This window comes from Actinomycetes bacterium (genome assembly GCA_035506535.1).
Lineage (GTDB): Bacteria > Actinomycetota > Actinomycetes > DATJPE01 > DATJPE01 > DATJPE01.
Map to the genome: position 1 here is coordinate 1 of DATJPE010000040.1, position 18,417 is coordinate 18,417.

Consider the following 18,417-nt stretch of genomic DNA (forward strand, 5'->3'; position numbering starts at 1 on the left):
CGCCGGCTGAGGCGCCGGGTGGGTGCGGGCGCCGGCTGAGGCGCCGGGTGGGTGCGGGCGCCGGCTGAGGCGCCGGGTGGGTGCGGGCGCCGGCTGAGGCGCCGGTGGGTATGGGCGCCGGCTGAGGCGCCGAGTGGGTACGGCGCCGGCTGAGGCGCCCTACGTCACCCCGCGCCGGTAGTCCGCGACCTTCAGGATTCGTGCCCGCAGGACCCGACGGGTGACCGCCGGGTCGGCGTCGACCACGGCGCGCGCCAGCTTCTCGTCGTCGGTCGCCAGCATGGCCACGGCCCCGCAGTCGGCCAGGGTGCCCCCCGCCAGAAGCAGCCCGTCGCCGGCCAGCCGACGCATGGTCAAGCAGTGTCGCTCGATGGGCTCCCCTTGGTCCTGCGTGGGTCGATCGGGCCACCAGGCCTGCCCTGGACCGAAGACGACGAGGTAGCTCATCGGCTCAGCGTGACGGAGGCTAAGAGTGGTCGCATCCGTGGAATCACGAGCCCTACGCTGCGGGCTGTGCTGCATGGCCGAGCATCGGAATGCGCAGCGCTGGATGAGCTCAGGAGCCACGTACGCCACGGTCACGGCGCCGCGCTGCTGCTGCGTGGGCCGGCGGGGACCGGCAAGACCTCCCTGCTCGATTACGCAGCGTCCGGAGAGCCGATCCCGGTGCTTCGGTGCACAGGCATCGAGGCGGAATCTGGGTTGGCGTACTCGGGCCTGCACCAGCTCCTCGGCCCGGTGCTCCCCCTCAGCGAGAACCTGCCACCTCCCCAGCAGACGGCGCTGCGGGCAGCGCTGGGCATGGACCCGGAACAGACCGACCGGTTCCTCGTGTCGCTGGCCACGCTCGGCGTCCTGTCCGAGGCTGCGGGCACCGGCTTGCTTTGTCTGCTGGACGACGTCCAATGGATCGATGCCGCCAGCTATGACGCCGTCACGTTCGCGCAACGTCGGCTCAGCTCGGAGCCGGTGGGGTTCGTCTTCGCCGTCCGAGATCCGGAGGGTGCCTCGATCCGCCCACCAGGGGTTCCCCAGCACCTCGTCGAGGGGTTGTCCGAAACGGACGCGCTCGCGGTACTCGAGGACGCCGGCGCGAGCGTCCACCCGGCGGTGGCCCGCCGGATCGCTCGAGGGACAGAGGGCAACCCCCTGGCCCTCGTCGAGCTCGCTGCCGAACTGCCACCCGAGGTGCTGAGCGGTGACGCGCCGCTTCCTGACCCGCTGCCGGTGGGCCCCGGTGTCGAAGCTGCTTACGCCGACCAGGTCCGCCGGCTCCCCGAGTCGACTCAGCTGGTGCTGCTGGCCTCCGCGTCGGACCAGATGGACGCGCGCGTCCTCTTCGAGGTGGCGGCCCGGCTCGGTGTCCAGCCGGCAGACCTCGAACCTGCGGAAGCGAGCCGGCTCGTCGTCGTCACGGAAACCGGAGTCGCGTTCCGGCACCCGCTCATCCGCTCCGCCGTCTATCGCGGTGCCAGTTTCCTCGCCCGTCAGCGAGTTCACCGTGCCTGTGCCGAGGTCTTCGCCCTGGCCGGAGACGTCGAGCGCCGTGCCCTGCATCTCGCCGCGGCGGCCCTCGGCCCCGATGAGTCGGTGGCAGAGTTGCTGGTGGCCTCGGCGAGGCGGTCCACCGATCGCGGCGCGCCAGAGGTGGCCGCAACAGCCTGGGAACGGGCGGCTGAACTGTCCGAGGGGTCATCAGCCCGCGCGGCGCGGTTGGTCGAGGCCGCCGCGTCCGCGTGGGTGGCGGGTCGCGCGGAACGCGTTCCTGCACTGCTGGATCGCGCCGAGCCATTGATGGACGATGCCGCCACCCGTGCTCGCGCCCGGTTGGTCCGGGGTCGGTTCGAGGCCCGCCGCGGGGTCGTGACTCGTGGCCTGCGCACCCTCATGGACGCGGCCGCGGAGGCGGCGGTCGGGTCGCCGGACCTAGCCCTCGACATGCTCATGGAGGCGATGCTCGCTGCGTTGTATGCCGGAGACGTCAGCTCGTTCACGCGGGCAGGAACCCTGGCTGCGACTCTGCCGACGAATACGCAAGGAAGCGACTACTACCGGTTGACGCTGATGGCCATCGGCAGGATGTTCGAGGGCGATCCGTACGAGGCCATGGACCTGATGGCCGATGCCGGCCAGCCGCCCGACACGGTGACCGGGTGGATGTGCGCCGGCCACATCGCGGCGTATTCCGGACAGCCGAACTGGGGAGAGCACTACTCGCGAGCCGTGGACGTCGCCCGGGCCACGGGGAACGTCGGTGAACTCCCCTACACCCTTGCGATGTACGCGGGCGCGTGCCGGTTCCGTGGGGACCTCCCCGGTGCGGTCATCGCGGCCACTGAGGGGCTTGCGCTGGCCGAGGAGACCGGACAGCAGGCGGATGGGTGCTTGCTGTCCGCAGAACTTGCTCTTTCCGCGGCCATCCGCGACGACGAGGCCGAGTGCCGGGAGCAGTCCGACCGAGTCCTCGCCATCGCCCTCCCACGAGGGCTGCGGCTCCCCGCGGCGATGTGCGTGTGGTCGCTGGCCATGCTGGCCCTGGCTCGAGGCCGACCGGAGGAGGCATTCCGGCGCTTGGGTCAGGTGCGTGACCCAAGCAGCGACGTGGCGAACATGGCCATCGCGCTGTTCTCCAGCGCGGACTTCATCGAGGCGGCTGTCCGCAGCAGCCAGGCCCACCTCGGCGCTGAGGCGCTGCCCGGACTGAGCGCGTGGGCGGAGTCGAGCGGGATGCCGTACGCCGTAGTGACCGCGGCCCGCTCGCGAGCTCTCCTCGCAACCGAACAGGGTTCGCCCGACTGGGAGCCCCTCTTCCGCCAAGCCCTCACGGTCACAGACGACGTGCCGGGCTTCGAGCGCGGGCGCACGGAGCTGCTCTTCGGCGAGGCCCTGCGACGCGACAGGCGCCCGGTCCTGGCCAGAGAGCCGCTGCGCTCCGCCGTCGCCCGCTTCGAGGCATTCAGCGCGCCGGCCTGGGCCGAGCGTGCCCGGACCGAGCTGCGGGCAAGCGGTGAGTCCGTCGCTCGTAGCGACCGTCCCTCTGCCGTGGCAGCGCTGACCAGCCAGGAGCTGCAGATCGCCCGCATGGTCGCCGCCGGCGCGAGCAACCGAGCGGTCGCAGCCGCCCTTTTCCTGTCCCCGCGGACCGTCGAGTATCACCTGTACAAGATCTTCCCGAAGCTTGGTATCGCATCACGGGGAGAGTTGGCCTCTGTCGACCTCGGCACCCCGTGAAGCCCACAGCTAGCTGGCTGTGCAGGGGGAGGAGCCGGTCCTCCGGCTCCTCCCCCTGCGAGGTGGGTGCCTCAGGCGCCGGCCACCTCCAGCTCGCCGACCTCGAACTCTGGCTCGACGACGCGGTCGGGAGCGTCGATGTCGTCCACCCGAGTCGGCATCCAGATGGCGGCGGCGACGACCGCGAGGACGGTGAATCCGGATCCGACGAGGACGGTGGTGTCCATGGCGTGAACGAAGGCGGCCCGAGCGGCCTGGGCCAAGGTCGCGCCGACTGCGGCCGGCAGGTGTGTGGCGACGGTGAGAGCCGGACCAATCCCGTCCTTGGCCGCTGAAGGTACGCGTCCGGCCGGCGGTAGCTGGCCGAGCCGATCGACGTACACGGACGAGAGGATGCTGCCGAGGACCGCGACGCCCAAGGCGCCGCCGACCTGGCGAACAGAGTCGTTGATCGCCGACCCGACTCCCGCCTTCTCCTTCGGCAGCGCGGCCATGACAGCGTTGGTCGCCGGCGCCATCGTGGCGCCCATGCCGAAGCCCAGCAGGGAGAGAACCAGGACCACGTGGCCGTACCCGGAACTCATCGTGGTCGTCGAGAACATCAGCATGGCCATCGTGACGATGGAGAGACCGCCCGCCACCACGGCCTTGACGCCCATGTGCTGTGACAGCTTCATGGCGAGCGGGGCACCGACGACCATGGTGGCGATGGGCATGACACGGACGCCCGCCTCCAGCGGCGAGTACCCGAGGACGAACTGCAGGTACTGAGTCAGGAAGAAGATCGTGCCGAAGAGGGCGAAGAACACGAGAGTCGTTGACAGCGCAGCTGCGGAGATCCGCGGGTCTCTGAAGAAGGCCATGTCCAGCATCGGTTGACGCGTCTGCGACTCCCACCAGCCGAAGACGGTCAGCGCCGCGCCGCCGAGCGTGAACGCCACGAGCACGGCTGTGGACGTCCACCCGTGTGACGGAGCCTCGATGATCCCCCAGACCAGGCTGGCCAGACCCGTGAACGACAAGATGGCGCCGACGACATCGACCCGCGGAGCGGCCGGGTCCTTCGACTCCGGAACGAGCCAATGACCGGCCACGAGTGCCGCGATGGTCACGGGCACGTTGACGAGGAAGACCGAACCCCACCAGAAGTGGCCCAGCAGCCAGCCGCCCAACACCGGGCCGAAGACGATCCCAAGACCGGAGACGGCCGCCCACAGGCCGATCGCCTTGGCTCGTTCCTGGGGATCGCGGAAGGAGTTCGTGAGCACCGACAGGGTCGAGGGCATGATGAACGCTCCTCCGACGCCCATCAGGGCGCGGGCCAGAGTCAGCTCGGTCGCCGAGGACGACGTGGCCGCCCAGATGGACGACCCGCAGAAGACGATGAGACCGAAGGCGAGGGCCCGCTTGCGACCGAAGCGGTCACCGAGGCTTCCCGCGGCGAGCAGCAGCCCTGCGAAGACCAGGGTGTAGCCGTCGACGACCCACTGCAGCTGGCTCTCGCCCGCGTGCAGGTCCTTCGACAGGCTGGGCAGCGCCACGTTCAAGATCGTGTTGTCCAGGCCGATGACCAGCAGGCTGAGGCACAGGACTCCCAGCGTCGCCCAGCGTCGGCGGTAGGCGGTTTCCACGTTCATCGTTCCTCCAGGGATGCGGTCAGGGCGGCTGACGCCGTCGGCTTCCCTGTCAGGCTCGTGAAGCGTGTGCTGATCGAGCATCCGTAGGACTACTGGTGACCACAGCCCAGTGCCCTCGTGTCGCGCCCGCTGCTCCGCTGGGCGGAGCCCAGCTCAGGCGCCCAGCGCGCGAGCGCGCCGCGGGACGAGGGCGATCTCGACGGGGCCCACGAGCGCCCAGCCGCAGATCACGCAGGCCAGCTCGGGGCAGTCCGCCCCGTGCTCGTCGCAGGGCGGGGTCTCGAACGGCCGCACCTCGCGGCAGCCCGGACAGTAGGTCTCCATCTCGGCCTCCGACGCCCACGGTGGCACGCCGGCTCGATCGGCGGTGCTCGGCACGCCGTGAAAGCATCCGAGGGTGGGCGATCTGCGCGACAGCGCGTTCCTGCGGGCGTGCCGGCGCGAACCGGTGCCCCGCACGCCGGTGTGGTTCATGCGCCAGGCCGGGCGGTCGCTGCCGGAGTACCGCGCGGCGCGCCAGGGCATCGGGATGCTCGAGTCCTGCATGCGACCTGACCTGGTGGCGGAGATCACGTTGCAGCCGGTACGCCGTCACGGAGTGGACGCGGCGATCCTGTTCAGCGACATCGTGCTGCCGCTCAAGGCGGTCGGGATCGACCTCGAGATCGTCGCCGGGGTCGGTCCCGTCGTCGCCCAGCCGGTGCGGGCCCGGGCCGACCTGGACCGGCTCCGCCCGCTCGATGCCGGCGACGTCGCGTACGTGTCGGAGGCCGTGAACATCCTCGTCGCCGAGCTGGGCGGGACGCCGCTCATCGGCTTCGCGGGGGCGCCGTTCACCCTCGCCAGTTACCTCGTCGAGGGTGGGCCGTCCCGTGACCACGCGCGGACCAAGGCGTTGATGCTCGGCGACCCGTCGTTGTGGCACGACCTGCTGGATCGGCTGGCCGGCATCGCGGGGGAGTTCCTGCGGGTCCAGGTGGCGGCCGGTGCGTCCGCGGTCCAGCTGTTCGACTCCTGGGTCGGGGCGCTGCCGCTCGCCGACTACGAGGCCCAGGTCCTGCCGCACAGCCGGCGCACCCTCGCGGCGGTGGGCGATCTGGGCGTGCCCCGGATCCACTTCGGGGTCGGGACGGGAGAACTGCTCCCCGCCATGGCCGGCGCCGGCGCCGAGGTGGTCGGGGTCGACTTCCGGATGCCCCTCTCGGAGGCGGCCCGCCGGGTCGGACCGGCGTACGCCCTCCAGGGCAACCTCGACCCGGCGACGCTCTTCGCGCCCTGGCCGGCGATCGAGCGCCGGGTCCGGGACCTGCTGCAGGATGCGCGGGCGCTGCCCGGGCACGTGTTCAACCTCGGGCACGGTGTCCTGCCCGACACCGATCCGGACGTGCTCACCCGCCTGGCCGCCCTCGTCCACGAGCTGACGGCCGACGGGCGCCCCGCGCCGGCCGAGGTCAGCTGAGGGTGGACAGCGAGGAGACCTTCACGGCCGTGAACGACAGGTCGTAGACGTTGGTGTCGACCGTCGAGGAGCACGTCAAGGTCACCTGGGTGCCGGTGAAGCCGGTGGTCACCGCCAGGTTGCCGTAGGGCTTGCTCGACGCGGCGGGGATGGATGTCGCGGCGATGGACAGCCGGGTCGTGCTGGTGGCGCCACCCTTGCGCAGCGTGCAGTGCACGAAGTCCGCGGTCCTGTTGGTGGAGGCGACGTCCCACTCGGCCGTCACGACGTAGGAGCCCTGCGGCAGCGTCCACGAGTGCAGCGTCGTGAAGTCGTCACTTCCGACCGTGCCGATCCCGGTGAGGTTCACCACCGAGCCGTAGTCGAGGAAGCTGGAGCCCGCCGCGCCCGAGCCGGCCGGGCCGGTCGCTCCGGTGTCGCCCTTCGGGCCCTGGGCTCCCTTGGCGCCGGTCGCACCCTTGGCCCCGGTCGCACCCTTGGCCGCGAACACGGCCCAGTACGCCGACCCGCTGGTCGGCGTCTTCGCCCTGCTCGCCTTCAACGCGATCCAGGTGGTCCCCGATCGCTGGACCAGGCTGCCGCCGGTGTAGGCGGCCGACGCCGACCACGTGCCCCGCCACGAGAGCCGTTGCCAGGACAGCAGGGTCTCCTTGCTCGTGCACTTCTTGCTCGGGTAGTCGACCACGCGCAGCGCACCCGTGGACTTGGCGGCGCAGGCGTAGTAGGTCCCGCCCGCGGTGGGGACCGTGGCGCGGGCGATCCCGAACCCGAGCCCGGCCGCCACGACCACCCCGGTGAGGACCCCGACGACAGCCGTACGTCTGCGCACCTCGCCCACCTCCAGATGTGTTGCCCGACGCGTCCCGACGAGTACCCGTGGGGCTCCCCGACCTTCCCCGTCGCCAGTCTTGGCGCGAGCGTAGGGGCGCGCCAGGGTCCGAACGGCCGGTGCCGCCGCGCGCCCGTCACCGCACCGTCACGCGTCGTCACCCCGGGTGCGCCGGGCTGTCCGGTTGCTCGACGGCGCTGGGCGTGGGGTGGTCCGAGCGTCGGGTGAGCCGGTACGCAACCCGGCAGGCCCGGGCAGACCCCGGACGCCCGGTTCGTCGGGCGGGCTCGGGATCGGCGACCATGGAGGGGTGTCCGCCGCTTCGCACCCGCACGTCGCCGTCGTTGGTGGCGGGATCAGCGGCCTGGCCGCGGCGGAGCGGCTGGGCCGGGCGGGCGTACGGGTCAGCCTGCTCGAGGGCTCCTCGCGCGTCGGAGGCAAGCTCGCGACCGGCGAGGTCGCCGGCGTCGGCGTCGACATCGGTGCCGAGTCCGTGCTCGCGCGCCGTCGCGAGGCGGTCGAGCTGGCCGAGCGGTGCGGTCTCGGGGACCAGATCGTGCACCCCGCGACGGCCGGGGCCTTCGTGTGGACGCGACGGCGGCTGCGCCCGCTGCCGAGCGGGACGCTCATGGGCATCCCGGGGGACCTGCGTGCGTTGTCGCGCAGCCAGGTGCTCACCCTGCCCGAGCTGCTGCGGGTGCCGCTGGACCGGGTGCTGCCCGTCGAGGCGCCGCAGTCGGACGTGGCGCTGGGCACCTACGTCGCCAAGCGGATGGGCCACGGTGTCGTCGACCGGCTCGTGGAGCCGCTGCTCGGCGGGGTCTACGCCGGGCACGCCGAGCGCATCTCGTTCGAGGCCGCGCTCCCCGACGTGTTCGAGCGCGTGCGCGCCGGGGCGCGCCTGCTCGACGTGGCGGCCGCTGCCCTTGCTTCGGGCCCCGCGACCGCGGTCGGCGCTCGACCGGCGGCGGAGCGCGAGCCCGTCTTCGCGTCCTGGCAGGGCGGCCTGGGCCGGCTCCCAGAGGCGGTCGCGCGGGTGAGTGGCGCACAGGTCCGCACGGGAGTGAGCGTGCGCGACCTGGTCCGCCTCGTGCACGGCTGGCGGCTCGAGGTGGACGGCGCGGGAAGCGACGGGCGGCGGGCGCTGGACGTCGACGCCGTCGTCCTCGCCGTACCGGCCGCGCCCGCCGCTCGCCTGCTCTCCTCCGTCGCAGCCGAGGCGGCCGGCGCGCTGGCCGCGATCCCCTACGCCAGCGTGGCGCTGGTGACGTACGCGCTGTGCCGCCGCGACCTGCCGAGCCTGCCGACCGGCACCGGGTTCCTCGTCCCCCCGTCGGAGCGCAGGCTGATCAAGGCGTCCACGCTGTCCAGCGTCAAGTGGGGATGGCTGGCGAGGCAGGCTCCCGACCTGGTGTTCGCGCGGGTGTCCGTCGGACGCTTCGGCGAGGAGCGTGACCTGCACCGCGACGACGACGACCTGGCCGCCGACGGGCTCGAGGAGCTGGCCCTGGCTCTGGGCTGGCCGCAGGTCCCGCGGCCGGTCGACGTCCGGGTGGACCGTTGGGGCGGGGCGCTCCCGCAGTACCTCGTCGGGCATCGCGACCGGGTGGCCCGCGCGCGGCGGTCGGTGGCCGAGCAGCCGGGGCTGGCCGTGTGCGGGGCGGCGTACGACGGGGTGGGCATCCCGGCGTGCGTGGCGAGCGGCGCACGGGCCGCGGAGGAGGTGCTCGCCTGGCTCGCGGCGTCGCCGGACGCCTCGATCGGGCTCGTGCACGCCGAGAGCGCGGGCGGGGGCTCGAGCGCCGCCGGGCCGGAGGGGAGAGGATGACGGGCATGGCCAAGGGCAAGGGGCCGTCGGCCCGCGAGATCAACGCGACGATTCGCTACACCATGTGGTCGGTGTTCCGGGTGGCCAGCCCTCTGGGTGGCGCCGACCGCGGGTCGCTGGTCGCCGAGGTCGAGGGGCTCTTCGAGCAGCTCGCGGCCAAGGACGTCGTGGTCCGGGGGACCTACGACGTCGCCGGGCTGCGCGCCGACGCCGACCTCATGGTCTGGTGGCACGCGGAGACGGTCGAGGCGCTGCAGGAGGCGTACGCGCGGCTGCGGCGTACCGCGCTGGGTACCCGGCTCGACCCGGTGTGGTCGGTCGCGGCGGTGCACCGGCCGGCCGAGTTCAACAAGAGCCACGTGCCCGCCTTCATGGCGGAGGAGGAGACGCGGGCATACCTGTGCGTCTATCCCTTCGTTCGCTCCTACGACTGGTACCTGCTCCCCGACCAGGAGCGTCGTGACCTCCTCGTGGAGCACGGGCAGCTGGCGCGCGGCTACCCCGACGTGCGGGCCAACACCGTCGCGGCGTTCGCCCTCGGCGACTACGAGTGGATCCTCGCCTTCGAGGCCGACGAGCTCTTCCGCATCGTCGACCTCATGCGCGACCTGCGCGCCTCGCGCGCGCGGCTGCACGTACGCGAGGAGATCCCCTTCTACACCGGCCGCCGCCGCCCCGTGGCGGACCTCGTCGCCGATCTCCCCTGACGCCGTTCGCGCTACCCGAAGCTGGGGCCACTCGTGAGCGTGGCGGATCATCGGCGGCGGAAGCGGACGTCGGGACCGCTGCCGGTCAGGCGACGGCCCTCTGGTCACGTCAGGCGTCGGGCTCCAGGGTGAGGCTGATCGAGTTGATGCAGTACCGCTGGTCGGTCGGCGTCGGGTAGCCCTCACCGTCGAAGACGTGGCCCAGGTGGGAGCCGCAGGTGGCGCAGCGGACCTCCACCCGCCGCATGCCGAAGGACCGGTCCTCGATCTCCACCACGGCGTCCCCGGCGAGCGGGGAGAAGAACGACGGCCACCCGCAGTGCGACTCGAACTTGGTCTCGGACCGGAACAGCTCGGCCCCGCACGCCCGGCAGCGGTACACCCCGACCGTCTTGGTGTCGGTGTACTCGCCGGTGAAGGCCCGTTCGGTGCCCGCTTCGCGCAGGACGTGGTACTCAGCCGGGCTGAGCTGCTCGCGCCACTGCTCCTCGGACTTCGTGACCGGGTACGTCGCCTCGTCGGCGGTCTTCCTCATCGACATGACGTCCTCCTTCGCCCGCCTCAACCGCCGAGCCGGTCGAGGTGTTCCGCGGACGCGCTACCGTCGCGTGCATGCCCACTCCCGCGGTCGAGGTCGAGGTCGACGGGATCGCCGTACGCGTGTCCAACCCCGACAAGGCCTACTTCCCGGACGGTACGACCAAGGGCGACGTCGTGCGGCACGTCCTGACCTGTGCGCCCGGCCTGGTCCAGGCGCTGCGCGACCGGCCGACCTACCTCGAGCGCTACCCCGAGGGCGTCGAGGGTGAGCAGATCTACCAGAAGCGGGTGCCCGAGAAGCGCCCCGAGTGGGTCGACACCGTGGACGTCACCTTCCCGAGCGGCCGGGGCGCCACGGCGCTGTGCGTCACGCGGGCGGCGCACGTCGTCTGGGCCGCCAACCTGGGCACCCTTCGCTTCCACCCCTGGCCCACCCGCCGCGACGTCGAGCACCCCGACGAGCTGCGCATCGACCTCGACCCGCAGCCCGGCACCGGCTTCGAGGAGGCACGGGGTACCGCCGCCGTCGTCCAGGGCATGCTCAATGAGCTGGGCCTGGTGGGCTGGCCCAAGACCAGCGGCGGGCGCGGGATCCACGTCTACGTGCGCATCCAGCCGCGCTGGGGGTTCCAGGAGGTACGTCGCGCCGCGCTGGCCCTCGCTCGCGAGGCCGAGCGCCGCGACCCCGACCTGGTCACCAGCAGGTGGTGGAAGGAGGAGCGCGGGGTCCGGGTCCTCATCGACTACAACCAGAACGCGCGCGACCGTACCGTCGCCTCGGCCTACTCGGTCCGGCCGACCCCGGGGGCGTACGTCTCCGCGCCCTTCTCCTGGGCCGAGCTGGCCGACGTCGACCCGAGGGAGTTCACCGTCCGCAACTCGGTCGAGTGGTACCCGGCGCGCGCCGACGTCCACGCCGGCATCGACGACGTCGCGCACGACCTCGGCCCGCTGCTGGCGTGGGCCGACCGCGACGAGGCGGCCGGGCTCGGCGACGCCCCGTACCCCCCGAACTACCCGAAGATGCCCGGCGAGCCTCCTCGCGTCCAGCCCAGCCGGATGAACCCGAGCAACTGGCTGGAGCCCGAGGGCGGGTGAGCCGTGGAAGCGTGTCCTGCCCCGTACCTCGAACGCCTGCACGCGTTGCCTGCGTCGTGCGCCGGGACGACATGATCGACACGGCCGTGAGCGAGGCGCAGGCAAGGTCAGGCGTACGTCGGCTCGGACCTGGGTGGACCCGCTGGGTCGCTTCGCCCGCCGGGGAGGCACACTGGATGCCGAGCGTGACCGTCGGCAGTGCGGCTCGGCCGGACGCCCTCGAGCGGATGGAGGTGTCACGGATGGCTCATCTTGTGGCTGGCACGGTGCTGACCTGTGCGCACGAGCACTGCGCGTGCCGGGTGCGCATAGAGTCCGAGTGCGACTGTGAAGGCGCGACCGAGGGCTCGCACTACACGTGCGCCTGCGGGGCACCCATGGTGGTTGTCGAGGGCAACTGAGCGACCAGAGGCCGGATTGGTGAGGCTCTGGTTTGTGGCGCCGCCTAGGACGGAAGCGCTCGCCGGATAACATCCAGCTCTTCGCGCGACAGGCTGCCGACGAACCGCTGCAGGGCGGCGTCCGGGCTCTCGTCAGCCGACAGCGCTTCGTACATCATCGCCGCCGTGTGGGCGCCGCGGCCGCCGACCGGCTGGTAGTGCTTCACCCGCCCCTCCAGACGGCAGCGCAGTACGCCCTTGCGGACCAGACGATCCAGCACTGTGCCCACGGTGGAGTAGGCGTAGTCAGGCACCTGGTCGGTGACCTCGCGTACGGTCACGTCGGGCCCCGCCGAGCGCCAGACGAGATCCATGATGCGGCTCTCGAGGGCGCTGATCCGGCTCGCCCGGCACTGGCAGTCCGTGCACAGGCAGGGGTCGCACGAGCACATCGGGTTGTGCGGCTCCACCTCGCGCCTGGCCATCGCATGGTCAGGATAGGGCAGAAGGAGGATCACAAGCGGGCCAGGGGCGCGGACTCGGGCCGCACGTCGTAGCGTGACGACAGGTTCCCCCACCTACAGGAGGTTGGCTCGTGAAGCTCAAGCCCGAGGAGACGGCGGTCGTCCTCATCGAGTACCAGAACGACTTCACCACCGAGGGTGGTGCGCTGCACGGTGCAGTGGCCGAGGTGATGGACAAGACCGGCATGCTCGCGAACACCGCCGCCGCCGTCGAACAGGCCAGGGACGCGGGGGCGACGATCATCCACGCGCCGATCACGTTCGTGGACGGCTACGGCGAGATCACCGGCGAGCCGTACGGGATCCTCAAGGGCGTCGTCGACTCCCACGCCTTCGTCAAGGGCTCATGGGGCGCGGACTTCTCCGCCGAGGTGAGCCCGAAGCCGGGCGACATCGTCGTCGAGGGCAAGCGCGGCCTGGACGCGTTCGCCTCGACCAACCTCGACTTCATCCTGCGCAGCAAGGGCATCAGGAACGTCGCGCTCGGTGGGTTCCTCACCAACTGCTGCGTGGAGTCCACCATGCGCAGCGCGTACGAGAAGGGGTTCAACGTCATCACGCTCACCGACTGCGTCGCGGCGACGTCGATGGCCGAGCAGGACTCCGCGATCAGCCAGGACTACCCGATGTTCAGCCGCCCCACGGAGTCGGCCGCCTTCGTCTCCGCCCTCAAGGGCGAGGCCGAGGTAGCCGGCGAGGGACGCGGCTACCAGGCCTGACCCACCTCCGCTGCTCATCCCGAATGAACGCGGCGTTCAGTCGGTCCTATTGGCTGAACGCCGCGTTCATTCGGGCAACAGCGGGGGTCAGCTGACGACGCGGTCGGTCCCGGAGACGACGTGCAGCACGGGGACCTCGACCCGTTCGCGGAGCTGGTTGGCCCAGTCGCGGCGCAGGGAGTCCTCGAGCCAGTGCGGGGGCGTGATCACCCAGATCTCACTCGCCGACACCGTGGTCGCCGCCTCGACGACAGAGGTGAGCGTGTCTCGGCCCGCGAGCTCGCCGTCGGCCTCCACGCCAGCCTCGCGCAGGGCTGCCAAGGATGCCTCCAGCGCCTTCTCGGGCTCCCACTCGTCGGGGAACTGCCCCGCGGACACGGCCTCGTCGACCAGCCGGGCGAGCCGTCCGCCCTCGGGCACCGTCGCCGCGACCAGGTGCACGACCGTGTCGGCTCCGTAATAGGCGGCCAGCCGCTCGACGTCGTGCGGGTGCAGGGGGTGCTCGATGAGCGCGAGGATCGTCGTCACGCGGGACACCCTAAGAGGCGCGTCCTGGCCGCACGAACCCGGCGCGCTCCACGCCCCTTCACCCTGACCGAATGAACGCGGCGTTCAGTCGGTCCTATTGGCTGAACGCCGCGTTCATTCGAAGCGGGCAGGGGCCGACGCGAGGGCAGCGGGCGGCCGGGGGGGCGACAGGGGGGAGTGGGCGAGGTGGGGGGAGTGGGCGAGGTGGGGCGCGGTCAGGCCAGGAGGGTGGCCAGGTCGAAGCTGACCGGGCGCTCGAGCTGCTCGTACGTGCACGAGCGGGGGTCGCGGTCGTCGCGCCAGCGACGCCACTGGGCGGTATGCCGGAAGCGTGAGCCCTCCATGTGGTCGTAGGCCACCTCGACGACCCGTTCCGGACGCAGCGCCACCCACGAGAGGTCCTTGCCCGAGTTCCACCTCGACACCGCCCCGGGCATCCGCTCCGGTACGCCCTCGCCGGCGAAGGACGCCCACGCCCCCCACGGGTGCGCCGCCAGGTCGTCGGTACGCCACGGGGCGAGCTCCTCGACCAGCTCGGCGCGCCTCTTCATCGGGAAGGCCGCGCACACCCCGACGTGCTGCAGCTGGCCCGCGTCGTCGTACAGGCCCAGCAGCAACGACCCGACGACACCTCCCGACTTGTGCCAGCGGAAGCCCGCGACGACGCAGTCGGCGGTCCGCTCGTGCTTGACCTTGAGCATGGCCCGCTCGTCGGGCCGGTACGTGCCCGCGAGGGGCTTCGCCACGATGCCGTCGAGCCCGGCGCCTTCGAACGCGTCGAACCACTCGCGGGCCAGCCCGACGTCGTCGGTCGCCGGCGTCACGAACACCGGCGGTACGGCGTCGGCGAGCGCCTCGACCAGGCGGGCCCGGCGGAGGGCGAACGCCACGCTGGTGAGGTCCTCGTCACCGATCGCGAGCAGGTCGAAGGCGACGAAGGACGCGGGCGTCTGCTCGGCGAGCAGGCGTACCCGGGAGTCGGCCGGGTGGATGCGCTGGAGCAACGCCTCGAAGTCCAGGCTCGGGCCGTTGGCGATGACGACCTCGCCGTCGACGACGCAGCGGTGCGGGAGCTGGGCTCGTACCGCCGCCACGACCTCAGGGAAGTAGCGGGTCAGCGGGCGCTCGCCGCGGCTGGACAGCTCGACCTCGTCGCCGTCGCGGAAGACGATGCAGCGGAAGCCGTCCCACTTCGGCTCGTAGAGCAGCCCGCCCTCGACGCTGGACGGCTCCGGGACACCGCGTACGGACTTCGCCAGCATGGGGGCGATCGGCGGGGCCAGCGGGAGCCTCATGGCCGCTGCCAGCGCGCGAAGAGGAAGCCGTCGTCCGTGAGCAGCTGGGCGAGGCGCCACGGCTGCGTGGGCAGCCATGGTCCGCGCACCATCCGCGAGCCGTCGCCGCCGACGACGAGGGGAGAAGTCGTCGTGCACAGCTCGTCGACCAGGCCGTCGGCGAGCAGACCCGCGAGCAGGCTCGGCCCGCCCTCGCAGACGATGCGCGTCATCCCCCGGGCCCGCAGCGCGGCCAGGCCGGCCGTCAGGTCCACCCGCTCCTCCCCGGCCAGGACGACCTCGGCGACCTCCCGCGCGGCCTCGAGGCGTCCGGCCGGCGCCGAGCGCGCGGTCAGCAGGACCGTGCGGTGGCGCGCCTCGGTGAACAGGGGGCGTGCCAGGTCGATGCCGATCCGGTTGCTCACCACGACGATGGGGCGCGCGCTGGGGCCGTACCCCTCGGCGCTCGCCGTGCCGGCGCCGACCAGCACCGCGTCGGAGCCCGCCCGCAGGGCGGCGAAGACCGCCTTGTCCGCGGGTCCCGAGATGGACCCGGACCGCCCGTCCGGGCCTGCGACCGAACCGTCCAGCGTGGTCACCATCGAGGCGCGCAGCCAGGGGGTGGCGTCGGGGACGGCGTACGCCGGCTCGACCTCGACGTCCTCCTCGGGGGAGGGCAGCAGGCGGCGCATGCCGCCACCTTAGGCACCGGTGACGACATCGCGGGTCAGCCCAGCACGAGCACCTCGCCGCCCATCAGCCAGTCCGACGACGGGACGTCGGCGGGCCAACGCAGCAGCACGGTCCCGGGCACCTCCGGCATGGGGGTCGGCCCGCGGCCCAGGTTGGCCACCACCGTCACCGTGGGCCGACGCATCACGACCACCGCGCGCTCGCGCTCCACCTCCGCGTCCCAGGCGTCGGACACGACTCCGGGCAGCGAGCGCCGGATCGTGACGAGATCGGCGTACCAGCGCAGCAGCCGGGCGTGCTCCTCTTCCGCCGCCTCCTGCCAGTCCAGGATCGAGGCGAGGTAGGTCCTCGGGTCCTGCGGGTCGGGTACGTCCTTGGCCGGCCACCCGGGGAACTCGCGGCGGCGGCCCTCGCGGACGCGCCGGGCAAGGGCGGGATCGGAGAAGGAGCTGAAGAAGCACCACGGGGTCGACGCGCCCCACTCCTCGCCCATGAACAGCATCGGCGTGAAGGGACCCAGCAGGAGCAGGGCGGCCCCTGCCGCGAGCGCGCCGACGTCGACCAGGGCGGCCAGCCGCTCGCCTGCGGCTCGGTTGCCCACCTGGTCGTGCGTCTGCAGCGACGCGACGAAGCGCCAGGGCTCGAGGGCGCGTGGGCCGCTGCGCGGCACCGGACGACCGTGCGAGCGGCCACGGAAGGACGACCACGTGCCGTCGTGGAAGAAGGCGCCCGCGAACACCTTGGTGAGGGCTCCGGGGTCGGCGAAGTCGGCGTAGTACCCCTCTCGTTCCCCGGTCAGCGCGACGTGCAGCGCGTGGTGGATGTCGTCGCTCCACTGCGCGTGCAGGCCAAGCCCGCCCAGCGTTCGCCGCGTGACGGTCGCGGGATCGTTGCGGTCGGACTCGGCGACCAGGAGCAGCGGGCGGCCGGTCTCGTCCGCGAGCCGGTCCACCGCCGCGCTGAGCTCCTCGAGATAGGGGGTCGCGCGTTCGTCGCGAAACGCGTGGATCGCATCGAGGCGAAGCCCGTCGAGGTGGAAGTCCCGCAACCACGACAGCGCGTTCTCGCACAAGAAGGCGCGGACCTCGTCGGACCCCGGGCCGTCGAGGTTCACGGCCGGACCCCACGGCGTCTCCTCGGCCGCGAAGTAGGGTCCGAACTCGTGCAGGTACTCCCCGGCCGGACCGAGGTGGTTGTGCACGACGTCGAGCAGCACACCGAGACCGCGACGGTGGGCCGCGTCGACGAATCTCTTGAGCGCGTCGGGCCCGCCGTACCGCTCGTGCACCGCCCAGAGGTCGACCCCGTCGTAGCCCCAGCCGCGGTCGCCGTCGAAGGCGGCCAGCGGCATCAGCTCGACGAAGTCCGCCCCGAGCTCCTGGAGGTGCTCGAGGCGCGCTGCCGCCGCGTCCAGGGTCCCGGCGGGCGTGAACGTCCCGACGTGCAGCTCGTAGAGCACCGCCCCGCGCAGCTCGCGACCGCGCCACCGGTTGTCCCGCCAGGGGAAGAGCGTGTGGTCGTACGCCGCCGACGCGGCGTGCACGCCGTCCGGCTGCCACGAGCTGCGCGGGTCCGGTCGTGGCGGCCCGCCGTCGAGGGAGAAGGAGTAGCGCTGGCCGTGCGCGAGGTCCATGTCCCCGACCCACCAGCCGTCGCCCGTGGGCCGTAGCGGGAAGGCCGGCCCGTTCTCGCTGCCGCGGACCAGGTCGACGTGCTCGGCCGCAGGGGCCCAGACGCGCGGGCGGATCATCAGGGACGGGACGGCTCAGCGCTGCTGCAACCGGGTGAACGGGAGCACGAGCAGGGCCGCCACGATGACCTGGGCCGCGAAGGTGAGCCAGAACCCCCAGTGCAGTGCTGCGCCGATTGCGAGCCCCACCCCTGCCCCGACCAGGCCGATGAGGACGGTGAGCAGGCACCCGATCGGCGCCCGGTCACGGACGACGAGGCGGCCCAGCGCGCCGACGACGACGGCCGCGAACAGCCCCGAGAACAGCCCGCTCACGTGCACGCGTCGTAGCCTGGCACACCCGGACCCGTCGGATGAGGAGGCATGCGTGGCCCAGCGCAAGGCGGCATCGGTGAGCGACCTGCTGCGGTACCGCCCTGGCTCGTCCGACCCCGCGGTGGCCAACGCCCGGGCCACGCCCGGCGCACCGGGCAAGCGGCGAGAGACCGAAGCGGCGACCGCCCTCCTCGAGGCGCGACTGTCGACTCTGCAGGAGCAGCTGTACGCCGAGGGCGTCACGGGTGGCCACCGTCGCCTGCTCCTCGTGCTCCAGGGGATGGACACGGCGGGCAAGGACGGCACGGTGCGCCGCGTCATGGGCCAGGTCGACCCGGCGGGCGTACGGGTCACCTCGTTCAAGGCACCGACCCGCACCGAGCTGCGGCACGACTTCCTCTGGCGGGTCGAGCGGGCGGTGCCCCCGCCCGGGTTCGTCGGCATCTTCAACCGAAGCCACTACGAGGACGTCCTCGTGGCGCGGGTACACAGCCTCGTTCCCGAGGCCGAGTGGTCCACCCGATACGACCGGATCAACGCCTTCGAGCGCCGCCTGGTGGACGAGGGCACTCACCTGGTCAAGGTGTTCCTGCACATCAGCTCAGCGGAGCAGAAGGCGCGCCTGCTGGCCCGGCTCGACGACCCGACCAAGCACTGGAAGTTCAACCCCGGCGACGTCGACGAGCGGTACCGGTGGGCCGACTACACCCGTGCCTACGCCGACGCGCTGGTGCGCTGCAGCACGGAGTACGCCCCGTGGTACGTCGTACCGGCCGACCGCAAGTGGTACCGCGACTTCGCCATCGCCTCCCTGCTCGTCGAGGCGCTCAGCCACATGGCGCCGCAGTACCCCCCGGCTGCCTTCGACGTCGACGAGCAGCGCGCCCGGGTCCTCGCCACCTGAGCGGGCATGAGCCGGCCGTCGGCGACTGGCTGGCCCGATCCGTGGCCGACGCGCGCGGGCT

At 72.2% G+C, this 18,417-nt stretch carries 19 protein-coding genes; 8 read left to right on the top strand and 11 right to left on the bottom strand.

Translation table 11 applies throughout. The features are described from left to right. Positions 1 to 159: 159 nt before the first annotated feature. On the bottom strand, positions 160 to 447 hold the full coding sequence (locus tag VMI11_06485; protein HTY72058.1) for a hypothetical protein: 288 nt from the start codon (positions 445 to 447) through the stop codon (positions 160 to 162). Between the two features lie 66 nt (positions 448 to 513). Between VMI11_06485 and VMI11_06490 the strand changes: the two genes are divergently transcribed. Continuing rightward, on the top strand, positions 514 to 3,231 hold the full coding sequence (locus VMI11_06490) for an AAA family ATPase (protein ID HTY72059.1): 2,718 nt from the start codon (positions 514 to 516) through the stop codon (positions 3,229 to 3,231). 71 nt (positions 3,232 to 3,302) lie between these two features. Here VMI11_06490 and VMI11_06495 read toward each other — a convergent pair whose 3' ends face one another. Then, positions 3,303 to 4,868, bottom strand: coding sequence for an MFS transporter (locus VMI11_06495; protein HTY72060.1), 1,566 nt, complete (start codon positions 4,866 to 4,868; stop codon positions 3,303 to 3,305). Positions 4,869 to 5,021: 153 nt separating this feature from the next. Then, positions 5,022 to 5,246: a hypothetical protein gene (locus VMI11_06500; protein HTY72061.1), complete on the bottom strand. Its 225-nt coding sequence runs from the start codon at positions 5,244 to 5,246 to the stop codon at positions 5,022 to 5,024. A 19-nt stretch (positions 5,247 to 5,265) separates the two neighbouring features. Between VMI11_06500 and hemE the strand changes: the two genes are divergently transcribed. Further along, a complete protein-coding gene (gene hemE, locus VMI11_06505) occupies positions 5,266 to 6,327 on the top strand; it encodes a uroporphyrinogen decarboxylase (protein HTY72062.1) in 1,062 nt (353 codons plus the stop codon). Here the strand turns inward: hemE and VMI11_06510 are convergent. After that, on the bottom strand, positions 6,320 to 7,156 hold the full coding sequence (locus VMI11_06510) for a collagen-like protein (protein ID HTY72063.1): 837 nt from the start codon (positions 7,154 to 7,156) through the stop codon (positions 6,320 to 6,322). The genes hemE and VMI11_06510 overlap by 8 nt on opposite strands. A gap of 310 nt (positions 7,157 to 7,466) precedes the next feature. Here VMI11_06510 and hemG point away from each other — a divergent pair, with 310 nt between their 5' ends. Further along, positions 7,467 to 8,984, top strand: a complete 1,518-nt coding sequence (hemG, locus tag VMI11_06515; GenBank protein ID HTY72064.1) for a protoporphyrinogen oxidase — start codon at positions 7,467 to 7,469, stop codon at positions 8,982 to 8,984. A 5-nt stretch (positions 8,985 to 8,989) separates the two neighbouring features. Further along, on the top strand, positions 8,990 to 9,691 hold the full coding sequence (gene hemQ, locus VMI11_06520) for a hydrogen peroxide-dependent heme synthase (protein HTY72065.1): 702 nt from the start codon (positions 8,990 to 8,992) through the stop codon (positions 9,689 to 9,691). Positions 9,692 to 9,800: 109 nt separating this feature from the next. Here the strand turns inward: hemQ and msrB are convergent, their stop codons facing one another. Next, positions 9,801 to 10,232, bottom strand: a complete 432-nt coding sequence (gene msrB, locus VMI11_06525) for a peptide-methionine (R)-S-oxide reductase MsrB (protein ID HTY72066.1) — start codon at positions 10,230 to 10,232, stop codon at positions 9,801 to 9,803. A gap of 71 nt (positions 10,233 to 10,303) precedes the next feature. On the opposite strand from msrB, the gene VMI11_06530 reads away from it, so the two are divergent. Both VMI11_06530 and VMI11_06535 read left to right on the top strand, forming a co-directional pair. Further along, positions 10,304 to 11,329: a DNA primase small subunit domain-containing protein gene (locus tag VMI11_06530; GenBank protein HTY72067.1), complete on the top strand. Its 1,026-nt coding sequence runs from the start codon at positions 10,304 to 10,306 to the stop codon at positions 11,327 to 11,329. A 242-nt stretch (positions 11,330 to 11,571) separates the two neighbouring features. Then, on the top strand, positions 11,572 to 11,730 hold the full coding sequence (locus tag VMI11_06535) for a metallothionein (GenBank protein HTY72068.1): 159 nt from the start codon (positions 11,572 to 11,574) through the stop codon (positions 11,728 to 11,730). Positions 11,731 to 11,774: 44 nt separating this feature from the next. On the opposite strand, the gene VMI11_06540 is transcribed toward VMI11_06535, so the two are convergent. Next, complete coding sequence (locus VMI11_06540; GenBank protein ID HTY72069.1) at positions 11,775 to 12,194, bottom strand: BlaI/MecI/CopY family transcriptional regulator; 420 nt, start codon at positions 12,192 to 12,194, stop codon at positions 11,775 to 11,777. 110 nt (positions 12,195 to 12,304) lie between these two features. On the opposite strand from VMI11_06540, the gene VMI11_06545 reads away from it, so the two are divergent. Further along, a complete protein-coding gene (locus tag VMI11_06545; GenBank protein ID HTY72070.1) occupies positions 12,305 to 12,952 on the top strand; it encodes a cysteine hydrolase in 648 nt (215 codons plus the stop codon). Positions 12,953 to 13,039: 87 nt separating this feature from the next. Here VMI11_06545 and VMI11_06550 read toward each other — a convergent pair whose 3' ends face one another. The 5 genes from VMI11_06550 to VMI11_06570 all read right to left on the bottom strand — a co-directional run bounded on the left by VMI11_06550 (position 13,040) and on the right by VMI11_06570 (position 17,458). Next, positions 13,040 to 13,480, bottom strand: coding sequence for an indole-3-glycerol phosphate synthase (locus VMI11_06550; protein ID HTY72071.1), 441 nt, complete (start codon positions 13,478 to 13,480; stop codon positions 13,040 to 13,042). A 215-nt stretch (positions 13,481 to 13,695) separates the two neighbouring features. After that, a complete protein-coding gene (locus tag VMI11_06555) occupies positions 13,696 to 14,775 on the bottom strand; it encodes an ATP-dependent DNA ligase (GenBank protein ID HTY72072.1) in 1,080 nt (359 codons plus the stop codon). Then, positions 14,772 to 15,446, bottom strand: a complete 675-nt coding sequence (locus VMI11_06560) for a dihydrofolate reductase family protein (protein ID HTY72073.1) — start codon at positions 15,444 to 15,446, stop codon at positions 14,772 to 14,774. Before VMI11_06560 ends, VMI11_06555 begins: the two co-directional genes overlap by 4 nt. Before the next feature lie 35 nt (positions 15,447 to 15,481). After that, on the bottom strand, positions 15,482 to 17,194 hold the full coding sequence (gene treZ, locus VMI11_06565; GenBank protein HTY72074.1) for a malto-oligosyltrehalose trehalohydrolase: 1,713 nt from the start codon (positions 17,192 to 17,194) through the stop codon (positions 15,482 to 15,484). Positions 17,195 to 17,212: 18 nt separating this feature from the next. Beyond that, entirely contained in the window at positions 17,213 to 17,458 is a 246-nt protein-coding gene (locus tag VMI11_06570; protein ID HTY72075.1) for a GlsB/YeaQ/YmgE family stress response membrane protein, read from the bottom strand. A gap of 46 nt (positions 17,459 to 17,504) precedes the next feature. On the opposite strand from VMI11_06570, the gene VMI11_06575 reads away from it, so the two are divergent. Beyond that, entirely contained in the window at positions 17,505 to 18,356 is an 852-nt protein-coding gene (locus VMI11_06575; GenBank protein HTY72076.1) for a PPK2 family polyphosphate kinase, read from the top strand. The last annotated feature ends 61 nt before the right edge of the window (positions 18,357 to 18,417 follow it).

Bases quoted from the DNA above. Each gene is read 5' to 3' on its own strand.
- VMI11_06485 (HTY72058.1), bottom strand. From the start codon at position 447: ATGAGCTACCTCGTCGTCTTCGGTCCAGGGCAGGCCTGGTGGCCCGAT.
- VMI11_06495 (HTY72060.1), bottom strand. From the start codon at position 4,868: ATGAACGTGGAAACCGCCTACCGCCGACGCTGGGCGACGCTGGGAGTC.
- hemQ (HTY72065.1), top strand. From the start codon at position 8,990: ATGGCCAAGGGCAAGGGGCCGTCGGCCCGCGAGATCAACGCGACGATT.
- msrB (HTY72066.1), bottom strand. From the start codon at position 10,232: ATGTCGATGAGGAAGACCGCCGACGAGGCGACGTACCCGGTCACGAAG.
- VMI11_06530 (HTY72067.1), top strand. From the start codon at position 10,304: ATGCCCACTCCCGCGGTCGAGGTCGAGGTCGACGGGATCGCCGTACGC.
- VMI11_06535 (HTY72068.1), top strand. From the start codon at position 11,572: ATGGCTCATCTTGTGGCTGGCACGGTGCTGACCTGTGCGCACGAGCAC.
- VMI11_06540 (HTY72069.1), bottom strand. From the start codon at position 12,194: ATGGCCAGGCGCGAGGTGGAGCCGCACAACCCGATGTGCTCGTGCGAC.
- VMI11_06555 (HTY72072.1), bottom strand. From the start codon at position 14,775: ATGAGGCTCCCGCTGGCCCCGCCGATCGCCCCCATGCTGGCGAAGTCC.
- VMI11_06560 (HTY72073.1), bottom strand. From the start codon at position 15,446: ATGCGCCGCCTGCTGCCCTCCCCCGAGGAGGACGTCGAGGTCGAGCCG.